Genomic DNA, 16,031 nt, shown 5'->3' with positions numbered 1-16,031 from the left:
TACTTAATTTTATAAGCCTGTTTTACGACGACTGAACACCAGACAACGCGCCGTTGGCTATGCTGCTGACAGACCGATGTGGGTCATTCATGAGGGATGCTCAATGTTCTACGTGCAACGCAATGCAGACGGCCAGCTGATGCGCGTGGAAGCAGAGGCTTATATCGGCTCCACCGAAACGCTCCCGGCCGATCACCCAGACCTTCAAGCCTGGTTCGCCAGCGAAGTCGTGGCCACCAGTCACAAACAACTGCAGCAAATCAAACAACTCAAGCAATTGAGGCAAAGTGACCTGGACATGATCCGGGTACTCGACGACCTGATTCAGGTGCTGACTGATAAAGGCGTGATCCGCGTCACCGACCTGCCGGCCGCCGCACAAGCCAAACTGATGGACCGGTCCCAGGCCCGGGAAGCGTTGGGTGGGTTGAGTCAATTGATTGATGATGATGAGACGGGGTTGATCTGATCCAACCGTTGTCGTTGTCTGTGCTCGTGATGGCGTCAGCACAGACAAAGCAACTTCAGGGCCTTATCCCCAAGGCTTCGGCTCACCAAACAACTGCCCCTGCACGCCGAAAACCCCCATTTCACGAATCACCGCCAACTCCCCGTCCGTCTCGACCCGCTCGGCAATCAACGGCAAGTCGATGCTGTGCGCCGCCCGCTGAATCGCCTCGATGAACAAACGCTTGTCGCTCTCCTGATCAATTGCGCGGATGTAAACGCCGTCGATCTTCAAATACGCCAATCCGAGCCGTGCCAGGTTGCCGATCATGCTGAAGCGCCCGCCAAAGTGTTGCAGGCTCAACGAGAAGCCGAGTTCACGTAGCTGCCGCGTCAGTTCTTCCAGCTCAGCCTGCTCGGGTAGTTGCTCCTCACCGATTTCCAACGTCAGCCGTGGCCCAAAATGGGCATGCGCACGCAAAGTATCAAAGACTTTACCCAGCGCCTGCGGATTGGCCAGCGTCGCCGAGGACAGGTTCAGTGCCAACGATGCTTCATGGTCGGCCATCTGCTCGAGCACCCGTTCCAACATCAGGCGATCCAGGCGCGCGCTCCAGCCGAAACGCTCGATCCAGGGCAGGAACCGGCCGGCAGGGATCGCTTGGCCCTGCTCGTCGATCAAGCGCGAAAGCACTTTGTAGTGCAGCACCAGCGCCGTGTCCTGGCTGGCCACCACCGGCTGGAAATACAGTTCGAAACGCTGCTGTTTCAGTGCCTGATCGAGCAAGCTGTGCCAGGCATGATGATCATCGCCGACAGTGGCCGACGCTGCGTGGTCCAGGCACACCCACCGTGAATCACCCAGGCCTTCGGCCTGCGCCAAGGCCTGATCCGCCAACCCGAGCACCGCTTGCGGGGCGTCGCCATAGACAAAAGGCGCCAGCCCGATGAAGGCCACTGCGGCCACGTCGGTGGCGCCGGTCGCATGCAGGCTCGCCAAGGCACTGTCGAGGTGTTGCGCCAGTTGCAACGCTTCTGCGCGCAGCAGTCCCGGCGCCAGCACGGCAAATTCGCCGCCGCGGATCCGCGTAACGAGGTTCAGCGTTTCGGGGTATTTGGCACACTCGCGGGACAGTTGCTCGGCGACCGCTATCAGCAAATCATCGGTGTGTTGGCCACCCAAGCGCTGATTCAGTCCGGCCAGATCCTTGACCCGTAGTAGCAACAAATAACCCGAACTCGCCTTTTCGGGGTTGCTCACCCGTGCGTTCAATTGCATTTCAAAATAGCGCCGGTTGGCCAGCCCGGTCAGGTTGTCCTGATAGGACTCGGCGCGCAGTTTTTCACTGCGCTCGGCCTGCTCCTGGAACAACGCCTTTAGCTTCTCGACCATCTGATTCATGGCCTGCACCACTCGACGCAATTCAGGTGTGCGCGGCAGGTCCGGCAGGCTGAGAAATTCCCGGCGGGCAATGGCGTGGGACTGCTGGACCATGTAGTCCAGCGGTTTCAATTGCCGGCGCAGCAGCAACGCGCCCAGCGCCGCACTCGCCGCACCGCAGAGCAACAACCAGCCGAGGCTGCCCAGTGCGCTCTGCCAAAGCTTGGCCCGCGCGAACATCGGATGGCTGACCACTTCGACCCGTGCAGCCTGCTCCCAGCCACGGCTGACAATCGCATCGCCGCCGGCCGGTTCGAGACCGATCAGTTTGACGAACCAGTCCGGCACGTTGTTCACCGCCGGGATGCCGCTGCGTTCGACCAGGGTCTTGTCGTTCGACAGATCGACCACGCGGATGCTCGCATAGTAGCCGCTGTCGAAGATCGAGCTGACCAGCAGCTCGACCATCGCCGGGTCGTCGATGTTCGGCGTCAGCGACAGCGCCAACGCCGTCGCGGCGTCCTGGGCGTGGGAGCGCAACTGGTTGACGTATTGGGTGCGCGAGCTCTCGAGGCTGACCATGAAGCTGCCGGTGAAGGCGACCACCAGGAACAGACAAATAGCGATCAATAGCTGTTTGAACAAAGACATCTGAGCGCGTGCTCCTAGTTAATCGTTTCGACCGGGAATCCTTCCGCCTGCATTTTCTTCAACACATCCTGCCAACGGGACAACCGTTTGGTATCGCCCACTTTCTTGTTGCCCTTGGCACCCGGCAACCACAACCCTTCGGCATTGAAAGCGTAGACCGGCAATAGATCGGTACGTTGGCTGGCAGGCTTGATTGCATCGATGAGACTGTCGAGCACCAGTGGCATGGCTTCGGGGCTGGCGTAGTAAGTCAGCACCATGTGCGCGCGATTCAGACTCAAGGCCTTTACGTAAGTAATGCGCAGCTTGTCGCTGGAAACGCCGAGACGGCGCAGGCTGAAATACTTGGCGATGGCGTAGTCTTCGCAATCACCGGCGCCTTTCCACAGGGCTTGGATCGGGGTTTCCCAATAATCGACCTCGTGCCACAGGTCGATGTCCTCTTCATAGCGCATCTGTTTGTTGAAGAATTGGTTGACCACATTGAGCTGGTCCAGCTCGCCGAGTTGCTTGTGCGTCGCCAACAATTGCTGCCAGGCATCGATACGCTGCCGACCCTCGCCCAATGGCCCGTACAAGGCCTGCGCCCGGCGGCTGATCAGGGAAAAATCCCAGTCGGCATGCAGGCCGCCCGGAATGACACCGGCCAGCAGCAACGCGCAGCACAACCAGCGCAAGGTCCGAGGGATCGCGAAACGTGCCGCCAATGCGAGGCATCCAGGGTGGGCAGGTGGAATCGATTGATGGTGAAGGTTAGCCTGTTAAAAGACAATGGCACGGTGAGATCACTGTGGGCCGGCTAAACTGGGAGTGTGGCCCGCTGTACGTTTGACAACCCATCAGGCAGTCACTAGTGTCCTCTTGGATCCAAATTTTCCTCAGTCATTCAGGGTGCGTTGTAGTGACACAGAAGCCCAACCCTCTCAGCAGTATCAAGGTCAACGGGCCGATTCCCGCTCATCTGGCACGCTCGGTCATCGAAGAAACCCTGCGTGCCGCCATTCTCGATGGTCGCATCCCTTGCGGCACGGCCCTTCGTCAGCAAGACCTGGCCGACCTGTTCGGCGTCAGCCGCATGCCGGTCCGTGAAGCCTTGCGCCAGCTCGAAGCGCAAGCGCTGCTCAACGTGGTCGCCCACAAAGGTGCGGTGGTCGCGCCGTTGGTTCAGGGCGACGCCGTCGAGACTTACGCATTGCGGATCCTTCTGGAGTCCGAAGCCCTGCGCCTGTCGATCCCTTTGCTCACCGCCGAAGACTTGGAGCAGGCGGCCCGCTACATCGACGAACTGGAAACGGAACACGACTACACCGAAATCGGCCGGCTTAACCGCCTGTTCCACATGTCGATGTATTGCAAGGCGCCTAACCGTCGGCTTTTGAAGCTGGTCGAAGACGGCCTGAATGAAGAAGAGCGCTTCCTGCGCTTCAACCTGGAAGCCATGGGGCTGGGCAAACTGTCCCAGGAAGATCACCGTGCGTTGCTGCGAGCAGTAGAAGGCCGCGACATCGAGCGCTCGGTGAAGCTGCTCGAACAACACCTCAACCGGGGTGTCGAGGTCATCACACGCTATCTCGACAGCCCCGAAGCACAAAGCAGTAAAACCTCGAAATAAATAATCACCCCGGCAAGGGCACGAGCAGGGCTACCTGTTCGCCTGCGCTTGCCGCGCCTCACCCCCTTCCTCCTAAACCCGACCCTTGCACTGACCCTATGACGCGTCGGTGATAGCGGCTGCCTTGATTTACGCTCACTCTTGATCTGCCAACGAATAACAAACGGGCGACGCCCCGCATGAGCGGCGCTGTCCCCATATCAAGAACCTAAGGAAGGAGTCTTGCCACGGGAAAGGAAGCAGCGGCGTCCCGGCCAACTTCCACCCCTCAAATGACACTAACGATCACCCTTAGAAAGTTGCTTCGAGTGAGGCATTCACTCTTTATTTCGATTTCGACTTATATAAGCCGGAAGGAGCAACTACGCCCAAATAAAACCCGATCAAAAAGTTTTATCGGAACTTTTCACGCCCGAAAAAGTTAAACTTTAAAATAGTATAAAAATAACTTGCCCAGCACTTTATTCGTGTATTAGTTTTTCTCCGCCACCACTGACCAAGGCCTGCAAGCCCTGGCCGCACGACTTATATGTAACTAACGCCGATCAATTCATTTGAGGCGCCCGCTCGCCATCAGACTAATGAAAGCACCGTTACTTACTGAATACCCCTCACTACGGATCACTTATAGGCTCGCCATGAAATCGACTAAAGACCGTCTTAATCAGAAAAAAGCAGAACTTAGCGCTCACCCGATTTTCTCTGAAATACATTCGCTTTCGGTGCTTCAACGTTTCATGGAATCCCATGTGTTTGCGGTATGGGACTTCATGTCGCTGACCAAGCGCCTGCAACAGGAACTGACCTGCGTTCAGTTGCCGTGGCTGCCGCCGAGCGATCCGCAGGCGGCGCGCCTGATCAACGAGATCGTGCTTGGCGAAGAGTCCGATGATCGTCCTTCCCACGGCCATTACAGCCATTTCGAACTGTATCTGGATGCAATGCGCGAAGTGGGTGCCAGCACGGCCGCCGTCGAACGCTTCGTGGCGCTGCAGCAAGAAGGCGTGAGTTATGACGTGGCGTTGCAGAGTGTGGAGGTCGATCCGGCCGCTGCGCAGTTCGTGCGCCACACCTTGCACACCGCGCTGCATGCGCCCGGCCACAGCGTTGCGGCGGCGTTTTTGCACGGGCGCGAGAGCGTCATTCCCCAAATGTTCCAGCGCATTCTCGACGATTGGGGCATCGGCATCGAACAGGCGCCGACCTTCCGTTACTACCTGGAACGGCACATCGAAGTCGACTCCAAAGACCACGGCCCGGCAGCGGAAAAACTCCTCGCGCGATTGGTCAATGGCGATCCACAACGAGAAGAAGACGTCTACGCCAGCGCCCTCGCTGCCGTGGAGAACCGTATCGCCCTGTGGGACGGCCTGCGCCTGAGCATGAGCGAACCGGTGGCGGAGATGAACGCATGAACGCCGCCGACTACCAATCCTTCGCCGACGCCTGGGAAAGCCGCGCGACCATCCGCACCCGCCCGCGCCGCGTACTGGAGAACGACGCGAAGCTGATCTACCCACTCAGCCGCCAACCGCTGGTATTGAGCGAAACTTTTCTGCGCGAATGCCCGGAGCAACGGGATTTCGCCCTGGTGCAGACGCTCTACAAATTCATCAATGACGTGGTGATTTTCGAAACCGAGATCGTCGACAAAACCGCCCGCAGCATCGCCAAGAACCGCTTTGCCGTGGCCTTCCCGTTCGCCTGCCGTTACGACGCGATGACCGTGGTGGTGGACGAGGATTACCACGCGCTGGTGGCGATGGATTTCATGCAGCAAACCGTCGCCATGACGGGCATCACGCCCATCGACCTGCCGGATGAAATCGAACTGAGCCGGGCGATTCCGGCCGCCGTGGCGCTCGCGCCGGAACACCTGCGCAGCGCCGTGGAATTGATCTGCGTGGCCATCGCCGAGAACACCGTCACCGGCGATGTGGCGGCGTTTGCCAAGGACGACACGGTCAAGCAATCGATCAAGGGTTTGATGGCCGATCACTTGCTCGACGAGGGGCGTCACTCCGGGTTCTGGGCGCGGCTGGTGCGCATCTACTGGCACACCGCAAGCGAAGAAGACCGCCAATGCATCGCGCAGATCTTGCCGGTGTTTATCGGGCATTACCTGACCAACGACATTCAGAAGTCGTTCGACTTCCGCCTGATCGAGTCCTTGCAAATCAGCGAAGCCGCGCGCGGCGCACTCAAGCGCGAAGTGTCGGGGCTGGCCTTCCCGATCAACCGCCATCACCCGTTGGTCGCCAACATCGTGCGGTTTTTCCGCAGCAGTTCGCTGCTCGATTCGCCGTGCGTTCAAGAAGCCCTGAGCGACTACCTGGTTTAACGAGGAGTACATCATGAGACGTCTCGACATTCTGCTCATCGGGCAGAGCCAGGCCCTGACCGACCTGGCGCTGGAGCTCGAACAACACGGTCATTCACTGACGCGGATTGAGGAGGTTGGCCAGCCTGCGGCGTATACGTTTGATTTGCTGATCGATGACACAAGCCTGCCATTTGTGGACTTCAGCGCGACATCGCGATTGACGCTGCAACTGGGTATGGGCGTGCCGCAGACTTCAGGCCTTCCGTCGTTGGACCTGCTGTGTTTGCACGGTTCGACGTTGCTGACGCGCGTGCCGATTGCCGACGAACCTTCGGGCAACGGCCAGGCATTGCGCCTGCGGGCGGTGGCGGAACTGGTTGACCATGTAGCGCTGCTGGTCAGTCGTTTCTCGCGGGACGCCGACTATTTTCTACTGGCCGAGCCAGCGACCCCGGCGGACTTCGAGCAAGTGGCAAGTCTGCGGTTTCTGGAGCGCCTGGCCTTCATCCATCGGCTCAATTCCACTGCTGACCCTCGGTTGCTGCAACTCGCTCAGGTGCCGATGATCGAGCGGCTTGAGCAGCGCTTCACGCAGTCCGCCGAAAGACCGGCGCTGAACCTTGCCGGCACGTCCCTCAGCTATCGGCAACTGCATGCGCACAGCCGCGCTATCCAGCAGCGCTTGCAGCCAATGCTCGAGCAACTCGACGGGCCGTGGGTGATCGGCATTTGCCTGCCGAAATGCAGCGCGTTATACGCGGGGATTCTGGCGATTCTCGGCAGCGGCGCGGTGTATCTGCCGCTGGAACCGAGCCATCCGCTGCAACGTCAGCACTACATTCTGTCGAATGCCGGCGCGGTGTTGCTGCTGCACGACGGGCAGCATCCACTGGCGTGCGAGATGCCCAGTCTGGACATCAGCGCGATCGACATCGAGGGCGTGGATTTCGACCAACCGTTGATGCGCCAGCGCCCGGACCTCGATGCGCCGTGCATGGCGCTCTACACCTCCGGTACCACCGGCCATCCCAAAGGGGTATTGCTCAGCCAGGCCAACCTCGCGCACTTCACCGCGTGGTACGCCGAGTATGTGCAACTGACCGAGCAGAGCCGCGCGCTGCAGTTTTCGTCGTTGAGTTTCGACTCGTCGCTGATCGATATCTTCCCGACGCTGTTGCAGGGCGCCGAGCTGATCGTGCCCAGCGATGATCAACGCCGTGATCCGCTGCAATTGGTGGAGCTGATCCGCCACCAACGTTTGAGCCACGCGTTTTTGCCGCCGGCCTTGTTGAGCATTCTGCCGCTGGAGCAGTTGCAGGTGCTCGATCACGTGATGACCGGTGGCGATGTGTGCGAACCCTATGTCATCGAGCAGCTCACCCGCCAGGGAAATCTCTACAACCTCTACGGCCCGACCGAAGCCACGGTGCTGATCACTGCGCGGCAATTGCGTGCCGGCGACAGCAATCGCACCCTCGGCGCGCCCATCGCCAACAGTCAGGTGCTGATTCTCGACGAGGACTTCCAGCCGGTGGCCGAACAGACCGTCGGCGAGTTGTACATCGTCGGACCGGGCGTGTGCCTGGGTTATCTGAACAATCCGCAGCAGACCGCCGAGCGCTATGTGAACGTGAACCTGCCGAGCGGTGAGCGCCTGCGGGCCTACCGCACCGGCGACATGGCGAAGTGGACCGGCGCCGGCATCGAGCTATGCGGACGCCGGGACAATCAGGTGAAGATTCGCGGCTTTCGGGTCGAGCCTGAGGAGATCGAACGTTGCCTGCGCGACAGTCAGCTGTACCGCCAGGTGACCGTGGTCATCGACAGCCAACGGCGGATTCTGGCGTTCCTCGCCCAACCTCAGGAAGAGCAACCGGGCGCGGCGCGTGAAGCGCTGAAAGCGCACGCCACTCGGTTTCTGCCGGACTACATGCAGCCCATGGCCTGGACCGAACTGGCGAGTATGCCGTTCGCGAGCAACGGCAAAGTCGATCGCCAAGCGCTGTTGAATTTGCCTGTCAGCCTCGCCGAAAACACCGAGCGACGCTTGCCGACCAGTGCCGACGAAGCGCTGCTGCTGGAGATCTGGGCCGAGCTGCTGGAGCTGCCGGCCAGCGACATTTCCACCGACGAAAGTTTCTTCAATCTCGGCGGCCACTCGATCTTGTTGTCGCGCATGCTGTTGCGCCTGCGTGAAGAGTTCGGTCGCAGCATCTCGATCAACCGCTTCATCGAACTGCCGACGATCACCAAACTGGCGACACTGGTGCGCGGCTCCGGTACTGAAGAGGTGTTGAGCGAACAGGCCATGGCGGATGCCTTCCGCGAACTGGATATCGAGCCGTTGCCCATCAGCCGCATGGGCGATGTGCACAAGGTGATCGTCACCGGCGCCAACAGTTTTGTCGGTGTGCATATTGTCGAGGCGTTGTTGGCGTGGGGCGCCAGCGAAGTGGCGTGTCTGGTGCGCGATGGCGGCGGGCAATCGGCGGCGGAACGCTTTGGTCATGCATTGCGGGAAAACCGTTTGGAGCATCTGGATTTGAGCCGGGTGCAGGTTTACGCGGCGGACATCACACAGCCCTCGCTGGGACTCGCGGTGGACGTTTATGAGCGCCTGGATCGCGAATACGGCGCGCTGGTGCACAACGCCGCCAACGTCAATCACGTGCTGGATTACGAGTCGCTGGCGCGGGACAACGTCGAGCCGATCTTCGAGTGCCTGCGTCTGTGCGAAGGACGCAGTAAAAAAATCTTCAATTTCGTCTCGACGCTGTCGGCATCGAGCACCATTTCCGCTGACGGCCGGGTGCTCGAATTGCCCGCCGCGCAGACCCCGCCGATCTATATCAAGAACGGCTACAACCTCTCCAAGTGGGTCGGCGAACGAATCCTGGAAAGGGCTCGGGAGCGCGGGGTTCGGGTCAATCTGTACCGCCCCGGCAACATCAGTTTCAACAGCCTGAGCGGCGTCTGCCAGCCGCACAAAAACCGTTTGATGCTGATGCTCAAAGGCTCGATCCAGCTCGGTCAGGTGCCGGAATTCGCCCTGAATTTCGACCTGATGCCGGTGGATTTTCTCGCCCGTTTCATCGCCTTCCACGCCAGCCGATATTCAGCGGAAAAAGCGGTGTTCAACCTGCACAACCCCGAACCGCTGAGTTGGGACGATTACGTCGCATCCTTCCGTGAAGCGGGTCGGGAATTTTCCATGGTCAGTGTCGCGGACTGGCAGCAGCAATTGGGTCGGGTCGACAGCGACAACGCGCTGTTTGGCGTGCTCGGTTTTTACCTCAACGGCTTCGAAGAAGACATCGGCGACATCTCAATGATCGGCCATGACAACGCTCAGGCCGGCGTGCGGCAGATGGGCGCGCACTACCCGGAAAAATCCCCGGCGCTGCTGCGTCGCGGCTGCGATTACCTCAAAGAAATCAACTTCATCTGACTCACTCAAGCGGAGCAAAACCATGAAAAACCTGCAACCCGATACCCTGATCAAAAACCCTCAAGGCTGCCACGTCGTGTCTTCAGTAGACGTGCCGGCGCCGGCCACAAAAGTCTGGGCGGTGGTCGGCAACTTTGCCGGCTTCGATCAGTTCATCCCGGCGTTGTCGCACATCGAGATGACCGGCGAAGGCGTTTCATCGCTGCGCAAAAAATTCTTCAAGGACGGCAACCTGGTGGTCGAGCAACTCAACTCGCGGGATGAGCAGGCCCGGAGCATGACGTGGACCACGATCTACAACACGCTGGGCGTCGCTAATTTGTGGGCAGCGATGACGGTTGAAGTGCTGGGTGAGGGCAAGTCCCGGGCGACGTGGACAATCATCGCCGAACCGGCCCAGGGCGGTGCCGAGACGCTGCCGGGGTTCAAGGATTTTGTGCAGGGGTTTGCCGATGATGCGATGAATAATGTGCTGAAGTTGTTTATTTAAAACTTCAGTTTGGTGGTGATTGAGCCATCGCTTTCGCGGGCAAGCCCGCTCCCACAGTTTCCCGGCTGGACACAAACTTTGTGTTCGCCAAAAAATCCTGTGGGAGCGGGCTTGCCCGCAAATGAACGATAACGCGGTCAGATCTTGAAGCTATCAACCAACTGCTTCAACCGATTCGCCTGCAACGACAACGCATCGCAATCCTTCAACGTTTCATTGAGGTTGGCCACGCTCTGCTGGTTCAGCAGATTGATCTGGTTGACGTCGACGTTGAGGGTTTCTACCACTGCAGTCTGCTCCTCGGTCGCTGCCGCCACCGACTGGTTCATCCCGTCGATTTCACCGATGCGCTTCGTCACGCTGACCAGACGCAAACCCGCCTGGTTTGCTACTTCAACGCTCTCTTCGCTGGAGACCTGACTGGCATTCATGGTGGTCACCGCTTCACGCGAGCCGATTTGCAGCGACGTGATCATCTTGTGAATCTCTTCCGCCGACTCTTGCGTACGATGCGCCAGGTTGCGCACCTCGTCCGCCACCACCGCAAAACCGCGACCGGCCTCACCGGCGCGGGCCGCTTCGATGGCGGCGTTAAGCGCCAACAAGTTGGTCTGCTGGGAGATGCCTTTGATCACATCGAGAATGTGCCCGATGTTGTCGGTGCTCGCGTTCAGGGTTTCGATCTGCGTGCACGACAGGCTGATTTTCTGCGACAGCGCGGTCATTGCCAGAATGGTTTTTTCCACCACCTGACGCCCGTCATCGGCTTGCTCGCTCGCGCCGCTGGCGTGCTGCGAAGCATCGGCGGCGTTGCGGGCGATTTCCTGGGTCGCGGCACCCAATTGGTTGATCGCCGCCGCCACACTGTTAGTGCGCGCACTTTGCTCGTCAGAGCCGACAATCGATGCGTTGGACGACGCCATCACCCGTTGCGACAAGTCATGGACCTGCCGGGTCGCCGAGGACACTTCGGAAATCGATGCGTGAATTCGCTCCACAAACTGGTTGAAGGAGCCACCCAGTTCGCCGAATTCGTCTTTGCTTTCCACGGACAGACGACGAGTCAGGTCGCCTTCGCCTTGGGCGATGTCCTGCATCGCGCGGCCCATGGTGGTCAGCGGACGCATCAGCACGTTGATCAGCAGGCTCAGCAGCACCGCAATGACGGCGACAGCGATAAACATCGCGATCAACGCCGAGGTGCGGAATTGGCTCAGTGGTGCGTAGGCCTTGTCTTTATCGATCGACAGACCGATGTACCACGCCGCATTCGGTAAACCGTTGACCGGGGTGAACGAGAGGATGCGCTCCTGGTTGTTCAGGGTGACTTGCTGATTACCCTTTTCGATGCGCAGACCGGCGTTGGGGTAGATGTCCTTCAGGTTCTTCATGACCTGATCTTTGTCCGGGCTGACGATTACCTGGCCGTCGGCACTGACCAGAAACGCATGGCCAATCCCGCCGAAATCCACCGAGTTGATGATCTTCACCAGGGTTTCCAGGCTCAGGTCACCGCCAACTACGCCAAGCAATTCACCGTTCTTTTTCACCGGCATGGCGATGGTCACGACCAGCCCACCGACGGCGGCCATGTAAGGCGGGGTCAGCATGGTTTTGTCGGCGGTAACCGCTTGCTTGTACCAGGGCCGCTGACGCGGATCGTAGCCGTCTGGCATCTTCGCGTCCGGGCGCTGAGTGAACCCGCCATTGGTCTGGCCGACGTACGTGAACTGGAAGTTCGAGGTGAAGGCCGGTTGATCAACCAGACCTGGCAGATCGGCCCTGACGCCTTGATGAGCGACGTTTTGCGCGAGGTTTTCCAGCACCAGCACGCGACCGCTCATCCAGTTCTGCACGCTGCTTGCGGTCAGGTCGCCGGCCTGTTGGACAGAGGATTCGAGGTTTTGCCGAATGGTATTTCGCTGCAAATAGTCGTTGTACAAAGTGAACAACGCAAAAGCCAGCACCACGACGCCGGAGGCGGCCAACAAAATTTTATGGCTGAACTTGAGATTCATTTCATGGGACTTCTTATGCAGAAAGTGGGGATGCGTTCCGGGTTGCAACATTCCATGTACAGCTCAAGCAGCTTCTATGGCCGCTCTACTTTGGTGCACGCATGTCTCACCAGTCTGTCGGCACGAACCGGATAAATCTTAGGGATTTGTACGAAATTGCCGGTATTTCCGTCAGATACCCGCCGAACGGCGTGCTAGAGCGGCTGAGTAACATTTTTGTGATGACGGTTGTTCGCGAGGCAGTTGCAAACTTCCCGCCCCTTGGCAGAAATGCGAGTAACTATCATTTGTGAAGATCGGGTTGTTGCGTTCATGTCTCCACCCGCGTTGCCGCAATGGTTATCTGACATGTGCGGCAGATATTGCCGACTTGCGACTGTCCGGTGGCTTCCGGTTGGAGGACACCGACACACTGCTGGCCACCCTTGCGTGGACCTTGCCGGTGCAACTGCGCTACCGCTCCCGATGGTGGGTGACACTGGAACGGCAGGTCTGAATTATTGTTTCGCGGGTTTTCCGGGCGAGGCGGGCTTAGCCAGTAAGCACTTCAACTCTGACTTCAGCGACTTCCTACGAAATCCTGCAATCACTGCCTGCAACATCGGTAAGCCTTGAGCACGCCAACGGACATGATCGAGAACAAAGGTAACTCGTCAACCCTGGCACCTCGGTATATGGCGTCGATCTGGCCTGAACTTTTTTCTTCCTCCGAGGCGGCCTATCGGGCTTTTAGCAAGCCCGAAACGACAAAACCCCTGTCTGCGTTAGCAGACAGGGGTTTCGGAATTTAATCTTGACGATGACCTACTCTCACATGGGGAAACCCCACACTACCATCGGCGATGCATCGTTTCACTGCTGAGTTCGGGATGGGATCAGGTGGTTCCAATGCTCTATGGTCGTCAAGAAATTCTGTGACCAGCCCGTTACGTCGTAACGTGCCAGCAAAATTGGTGACTTCTACTAAAACAAAACCCCTACCTGCATACGCAGATAGGGGTTTCGGAATTTAATCTTGACGATGACCTAGGAAGTGGGGCGAATTATAGACTTCCAGAATCTGCCGTCAACACCTAATTACGCTTTTCTATCAATAACTTGCAGAAAGCCTGAAAACAGCGCGCTTCCCTCTATATAGGAGAGCAAAACCACGCCCTCTATATAGAAGGATTCCTTAGAGCACTCCGGAGTCTTTAAGCGCCGCCACCGCACAAGCATCCAGACCCAGCACCCGCTGCAGCACCTCCAGCGTATGCTCACCCAGCAATGGAGGCGCATTGCGGTACTCCACCGGCGTCTCGGACAGACGAATCGGGCTCGCCACCTGAGGCACCATCCCTGCCAATGCATGAGGCAACTCAATCGCCAGACCGCGCGACTTTACCTGAGGGTCGGCAAACACTTGAGCCAGATCGTTGATCGGGCCACATGGCACGCCTGCCTGCTCCAGCTGTGAAACCCACTCAGCAGTGGTTTTGAACACCGTAGCCTGGCGAATCAACGGAATCAGCAGCGCACGGTTCGCCACTCGCAGCTTGTTGGTGGCAAAGCGAGGATCATCCGCCCACTGCGGCTGCCCGGCCACTTCCGCAAATTTACGGAACTGCCCGTCGTTACCCACAGTGAGGATGAAATCGCCATCTGCTGTAGGAAAGTCCTGATACGGCACGATGTTCGGATGCGCATTACCCAGCCGCTTCGGCGCATTACCTGTCGTCAGGTAGTTCATCGCCTGGTTAGCCAGACACGCCACCTGAACATCCAGCAACGCCATATCGATATGTTGACCCCCTCCGTCATGATCCCGATGCGCAAGCGCCGCGAGGATCGCTACAGTGGAGTAAAGCCCGGTCAAAATGTCCGTCAGCGCTACGCCGACCTTCACCGGCCCCGCGCCATCATCCCCTTCCGGCCTCCCCGTCAGACTCATCAGGCCGCCCAAGCCCTGGATCATGAAGTCATAACCCGCACGCTTGGCGTAAGGCCCCGTCTGACCAAACCCGGTGATCGAGCAGTAGATCAGATTCGGATTGGCCACCTTGAGCGACTCATAATCCAATCCGTAAGCCGCCAACCCCCCGACCTTGAAGTTTTCGATCAGGATGTCTGACTTCGCCGCCAGCTCCCGCACCAACTTCTGCCCCTCCGGGCGCGTGAAGTCGATGGTCACTGATTGCTTGTTGCGATTGGCCGACAAGTAATAGGCGGCCTCGCTGGTGTTCTCGCCATAGGCATCCTTGAGGAAAGGAGGCCCCCAGGCGCGCGTGTCATCGCCATTCCCCGGACGCTCGACCTTGATCACCTCGGCGCCAAGGTCCGCCAGTATCTGCCCGGACCACGGCCCGGCCAGCACCCGCGACAAATCCAGTACCCGTAGATGCGAAAGCGCGCCCATGGCCGTTCTCCTATTAATAGAACGCCTGGATGCCAGTCTGCGCACGACCAAGGATCAGCGCGTGGACGTCATGCGTACCTTCATAGGTATTCACCACTTCCAGGTTGACCAGGTGACGCGCCACGCCGAATTCATCAGAGATACCGTTACCACCCAGCATGTCACGCGCCATACGAGCAATGTCCAGGGACTTGCCGCAAGAGTTGCGCTTCATCATCGACGTGATTTCGACCGCAGCGGTGCCTTCATCTTTCATGCGACCCAGACGCAGGCAGCCTTGCAGCGCCAGCGTAATTTCGGTCTGCATGTCGGCCAGTTTCTTCTGGATCAATTGTGTAGCGGCCAATGGACGACCAAACTGCTGACGATCCAGGGTGTATTGGCGAGCGGTGTGCCAGCAGAACTCGGCCGCGCCCAGCGCCCCCCAGGAAATGCCATAACGCGCCGAGTTCAGGCAAGTAAACGGGCCTTTCAAACCACGAACGTCAGGGAAGATGTTCTCTTCAGGAACAAACACGTTGTCCATGACGATCTCACCGGTGATGGATGCACGCAGCCCCACTTTGCCGTGGATTGCCGGCGCACTCAGACCTTTCCAGCCCTTCTCCAGAACGAAGCCACGGATATCGCCCGCATCGTCCTTGCCCCAGACCACGAACACATCGGCGATCGGGCTGTTGGTGATCCACATCTTGCTGCCGGTCAGGCTGTAGCCGCCGTCCACTTTACGTGCACGAGTAATCATCGCGCCCGGGTCGGAACCGTGGTTAGGCTCGGTCAGACCGAAGCAGCCAATCCACTCGCCCGAAGCCAGTTTCGGCAGATACTTCTGCTTCTGCGCCTCAGTACCGAATTCATTGATTGGCACCATTACCAAAGAGGACTGCACGCTCATCATCGAGCGATAGCCGGAGTCGACGCGCTCGACTTCACGGGCAATCAGACCGTAGCTGACATAGTTCAGACCGCTGCCGCCATATTGCTCAGGGATAGTCGCGCCCAGCAGACCCACTTCACCCATCTCGCGAAAGATCGCCGGGTCGGTCTTTTCATGACGGAAAGCTTCAAGAACACGTGGTGCGAGCTTCTGCTGAGCGAATTGCTCGGCGGTGTCGCGGATCATGCGTTCTTCTTCGGTGAGCTGTTGATCCAGCAGCAGGGGATCGATCCAGTTGAAGCTAGCTTTACCGCCCATGAGTGTGTCCTCTCGAATCGGGTCAAATAACGTGGATTGATCCTAGGCCGGGTTAGTCGCCACGGCAAACG

At 58.7% G+C, this 16,031-nt stretch carries 11 protein-coding genes, 1 rRNA gene and 1 pseudogene; 7 read left to right on the top strand and 6 right to left on the bottom strand.

Features of this window, described 5'->3' with window-relative positions; translation table 11 throughout:
• Positions 1 to 103 precede the first annotated feature (103 nt).
• The gene (locus Q7W83_RS00470) at positions 104 to 469 is read left to right on the top strand and encodes a tryptophan synthase subunit beta (RefSeq protein WP_150654360.1); all 366 of its coding nucleotides are present in this window, start codon (positions 104 to 106) and stop codon (positions 467 to 469) included.
• A gap of 63 nt (positions 470 to 532) precedes the next feature.
• On the opposite strand, the gene lapD is transcribed toward Q7W83_RS00470, so the two are convergent.
• Together lapD and lapG are read right to left on the bottom strand one after the other, a co-directional pair.
• Positions 533 to 2,479 (bottom strand): cyclic di-GMP receptor LapD, encoded by a 1,947-nt coding sequence (gene lapD, locus Q7W83_RS00465; RefSeq protein ID WP_473655534.1) that lies wholly within the window; start codon positions 2,477 to 2,479, stop codon positions 533 to 535.
• Between the two features lie 14 nt (positions 2,480 to 2,493).
• Positions 2,494 to 3,186 (bottom strand): cysteine protease LapG, encoded by a 693-nt coding sequence (gene lapG / locus Q7W83_RS00460; RefSeq protein WP_150632962.1) that lies wholly within the window; start codon positions 3,184 to 3,186, stop codon positions 2,494 to 2,496.
• A gap of 194 nt (positions 3,187 to 3,380) precedes the next feature.
• Between lapG and Q7W83_RS00455 the strand changes: the two genes are divergently transcribed.
• The 5 genes from Q7W83_RS00455 to Q7W83_RS00435 all read left to right on the top strand — a co-directional run bounded on the left by Q7W83_RS00455 (position 3,381) and on the right by Q7W83_RS00435 (position 10,352).
• Positions 3,381 to 4,091: a GntR family transcriptional regulator gene (locus tag Q7W83_RS00455; RefSeq protein ID WP_150632963.1), complete on the top strand. Its 711-nt coding sequence runs from the start codon at positions 3,381 to 3,383 to the stop codon at positions 4,089 to 4,091.
• A 638-nt stretch (positions 4,092 to 4,729) separates the two neighbouring features.
• The gene (locus tag Q7W83_RS00450) at positions 4,730 to 5,506 is read left to right on the top strand and encodes a DUF3050 domain-containing protein (RefSeq protein ID WP_473655533.1); all 777 of its coding nucleotides are present in this window, start codon (positions 4,730 to 4,732) and stop codon (positions 5,504 to 5,506) included.
• Positions 5,503 to 6,432, top strand: coding sequence for a diiron oxygenase (locus Q7W83_RS00445; RefSeq protein WP_150632965.1), 930 nt, complete (start codon positions 5,503 to 5,505; stop codon positions 6,430 to 6,432). The genes Q7W83_RS00450 and Q7W83_RS00445 overlap by 4 nt, the downstream gene beginning before the upstream one ends.
• A gap of 13 nt (positions 6,433 to 6,445) precedes the next feature.
• The gene (locus Q7W83_RS00440; protein ID WP_473655532.1) at positions 6,446 to 9,862 is read left to right on the top strand and encodes an amino acid adenylation domain-containing protein; all 3,417 of its coding nucleotides are present in this window, start codon (positions 6,446 to 6,448) and stop codon (positions 9,860 to 9,862) included.
• Between the two features lie 22 nt (positions 9,863 to 9,884).
• Complete coding sequence (locus tag Q7W83_RS00435; RefSeq protein WP_473655531.1) at positions 9,885 to 10,352, top strand: SRPBCC family protein; 468 nt, start codon at positions 9,885 to 9,887, stop codon at positions 10,350 to 10,352.
• A 137-nt stretch (positions 10,353 to 10,489) separates the two neighbouring features.
• Here Q7W83_RS00435 and Q7W83_RS00430 read toward each other — a convergent pair whose 3' ends face one another.
• On the bottom strand, positions 10,490 to 12,370 hold the full coding sequence (locus tag Q7W83_RS00430) for a methyl-accepting chemotaxis protein (protein ID WP_473655530.1): 1,881 nt from the start codon (positions 12,368 to 12,370) through the stop codon (positions 10,490 to 10,492).
• Positions 12,371 to 12,695: 325 nt separating this feature from the next.
• On the opposite strand from Q7W83_RS00430, the pseudogene Q7W83_RS00425 reads away from it, so the two are divergent.
• Positions 12,696 to 12,866 (top strand): annotated as a pseudogene (locus Q7W83_RS00425) (peptide ABC transporter substrate-binding protein); the annotation flags it as partial.
• A gap of 295 nt (positions 12,867 to 13,161) precedes the next feature.
• On the opposite strand, the gene rrf reads toward Q7W83_RS00425, so the two are convergent.
• From rrf to Q7W83_RS00410, 3 genes are all read right to left on the bottom strand, one after another.
• Positions 13,162 to 13,277, bottom strand: a 5S ribosomal RNA gene (rrf, locus tag Q7W83_RS00420).
• 267 nt (positions 13,278 to 13,544) lie between these two features.
• Positions 13,545 to 14,765, bottom strand: coding sequence for a CaiB/BaiF CoA transferase family protein (locus Q7W83_RS00415; protein WP_150640104.1), 1,221 nt, complete (start codon positions 14,763 to 14,765; stop codon positions 13,545 to 13,547).
• A 13-nt stretch (positions 14,766 to 14,778) separates the two neighbouring features.
• Complete coding sequence (locus Q7W83_RS00410) at positions 14,779 to 15,960, bottom strand: acyl-CoA dehydrogenase (protein WP_150640105.1); 1,182 nt, start codon at positions 15,958 to 15,960, stop codon at positions 14,779 to 14,781.
• Positions 15,961 to 16,031 lie beyond the last annotated feature (71 nt).

It is taken from the genome of Pseudomonas sp. 300 (assembly GCF_055803035.1).
The sequence above is the reverse complement of the archived record's forward strand: the minus strand, read 5'-3'. Positions and strand labels throughout refer to the sequence as shown.

Bases quoted from the DNA above. Each gene is read 5' to 3' on its own strand.
- Q7W83_RS00470 (WP_150654360.1), top strand. From the start codon at position 104: ATGTTCTACGTGCAACGCAATGCAGACGGCCAGCTGATGCGCGTGGAA.
- lapD (WP_473655534.1), bottom strand. From the start codon at position 2,479: ATGTCTTTGTTCAAACAGCTATTGATCGCTATTTGTCTGTTCCTGGTG.
- Q7W83_RS00450 (WP_473655533.1), top strand. From the start codon at position 4,730: ATGAAATCGACTAAAGACCGTCTTAATCAGAAAAAAGCAGAACTTAGC.
- Q7W83_RS00445 (WP_150632965.1), top strand. From the start codon at position 5,503: ATGAACGCCGCCGACTACCAATCCTTCGCCGACGCCTGGGAAAGCCGC.
- Q7W83_RS00440 (WP_473655532.1), top strand. From the start codon at position 6,446: ATGAGACGTCTCGACATTCTGCTCATCGGGCAGAGCCAGGCCCTGACC.
- Q7W83_RS00435 (WP_473655531.1), top strand. From the start codon at position 9,885: ATGAAAAACCTGCAACCCGATACCCTGATCAAAAACCCTCAAGGCTGC.
- Q7W83_RS00430 (WP_473655530.1), bottom strand. From the start codon at position 12,370: ATGAATCTCAAGTTCAGCCATAAAATTTTGTTGGCCGCCTCCGGCGTC.
- Q7W83_RS00415 (WP_150640104.1), bottom strand. From the start codon at position 14,765: ATGGGCGCGCTTTCGCATCTACGGGTACTGGATTTGTCGCGGGTGCTG.
- Q7W83_RS00410 (WP_150640105.1), bottom strand. From the start codon at position 15,960: ATGGGCGGTAAAGCTAGCTTCAACTGGATCGATCCCCTGCTGCTGGAT.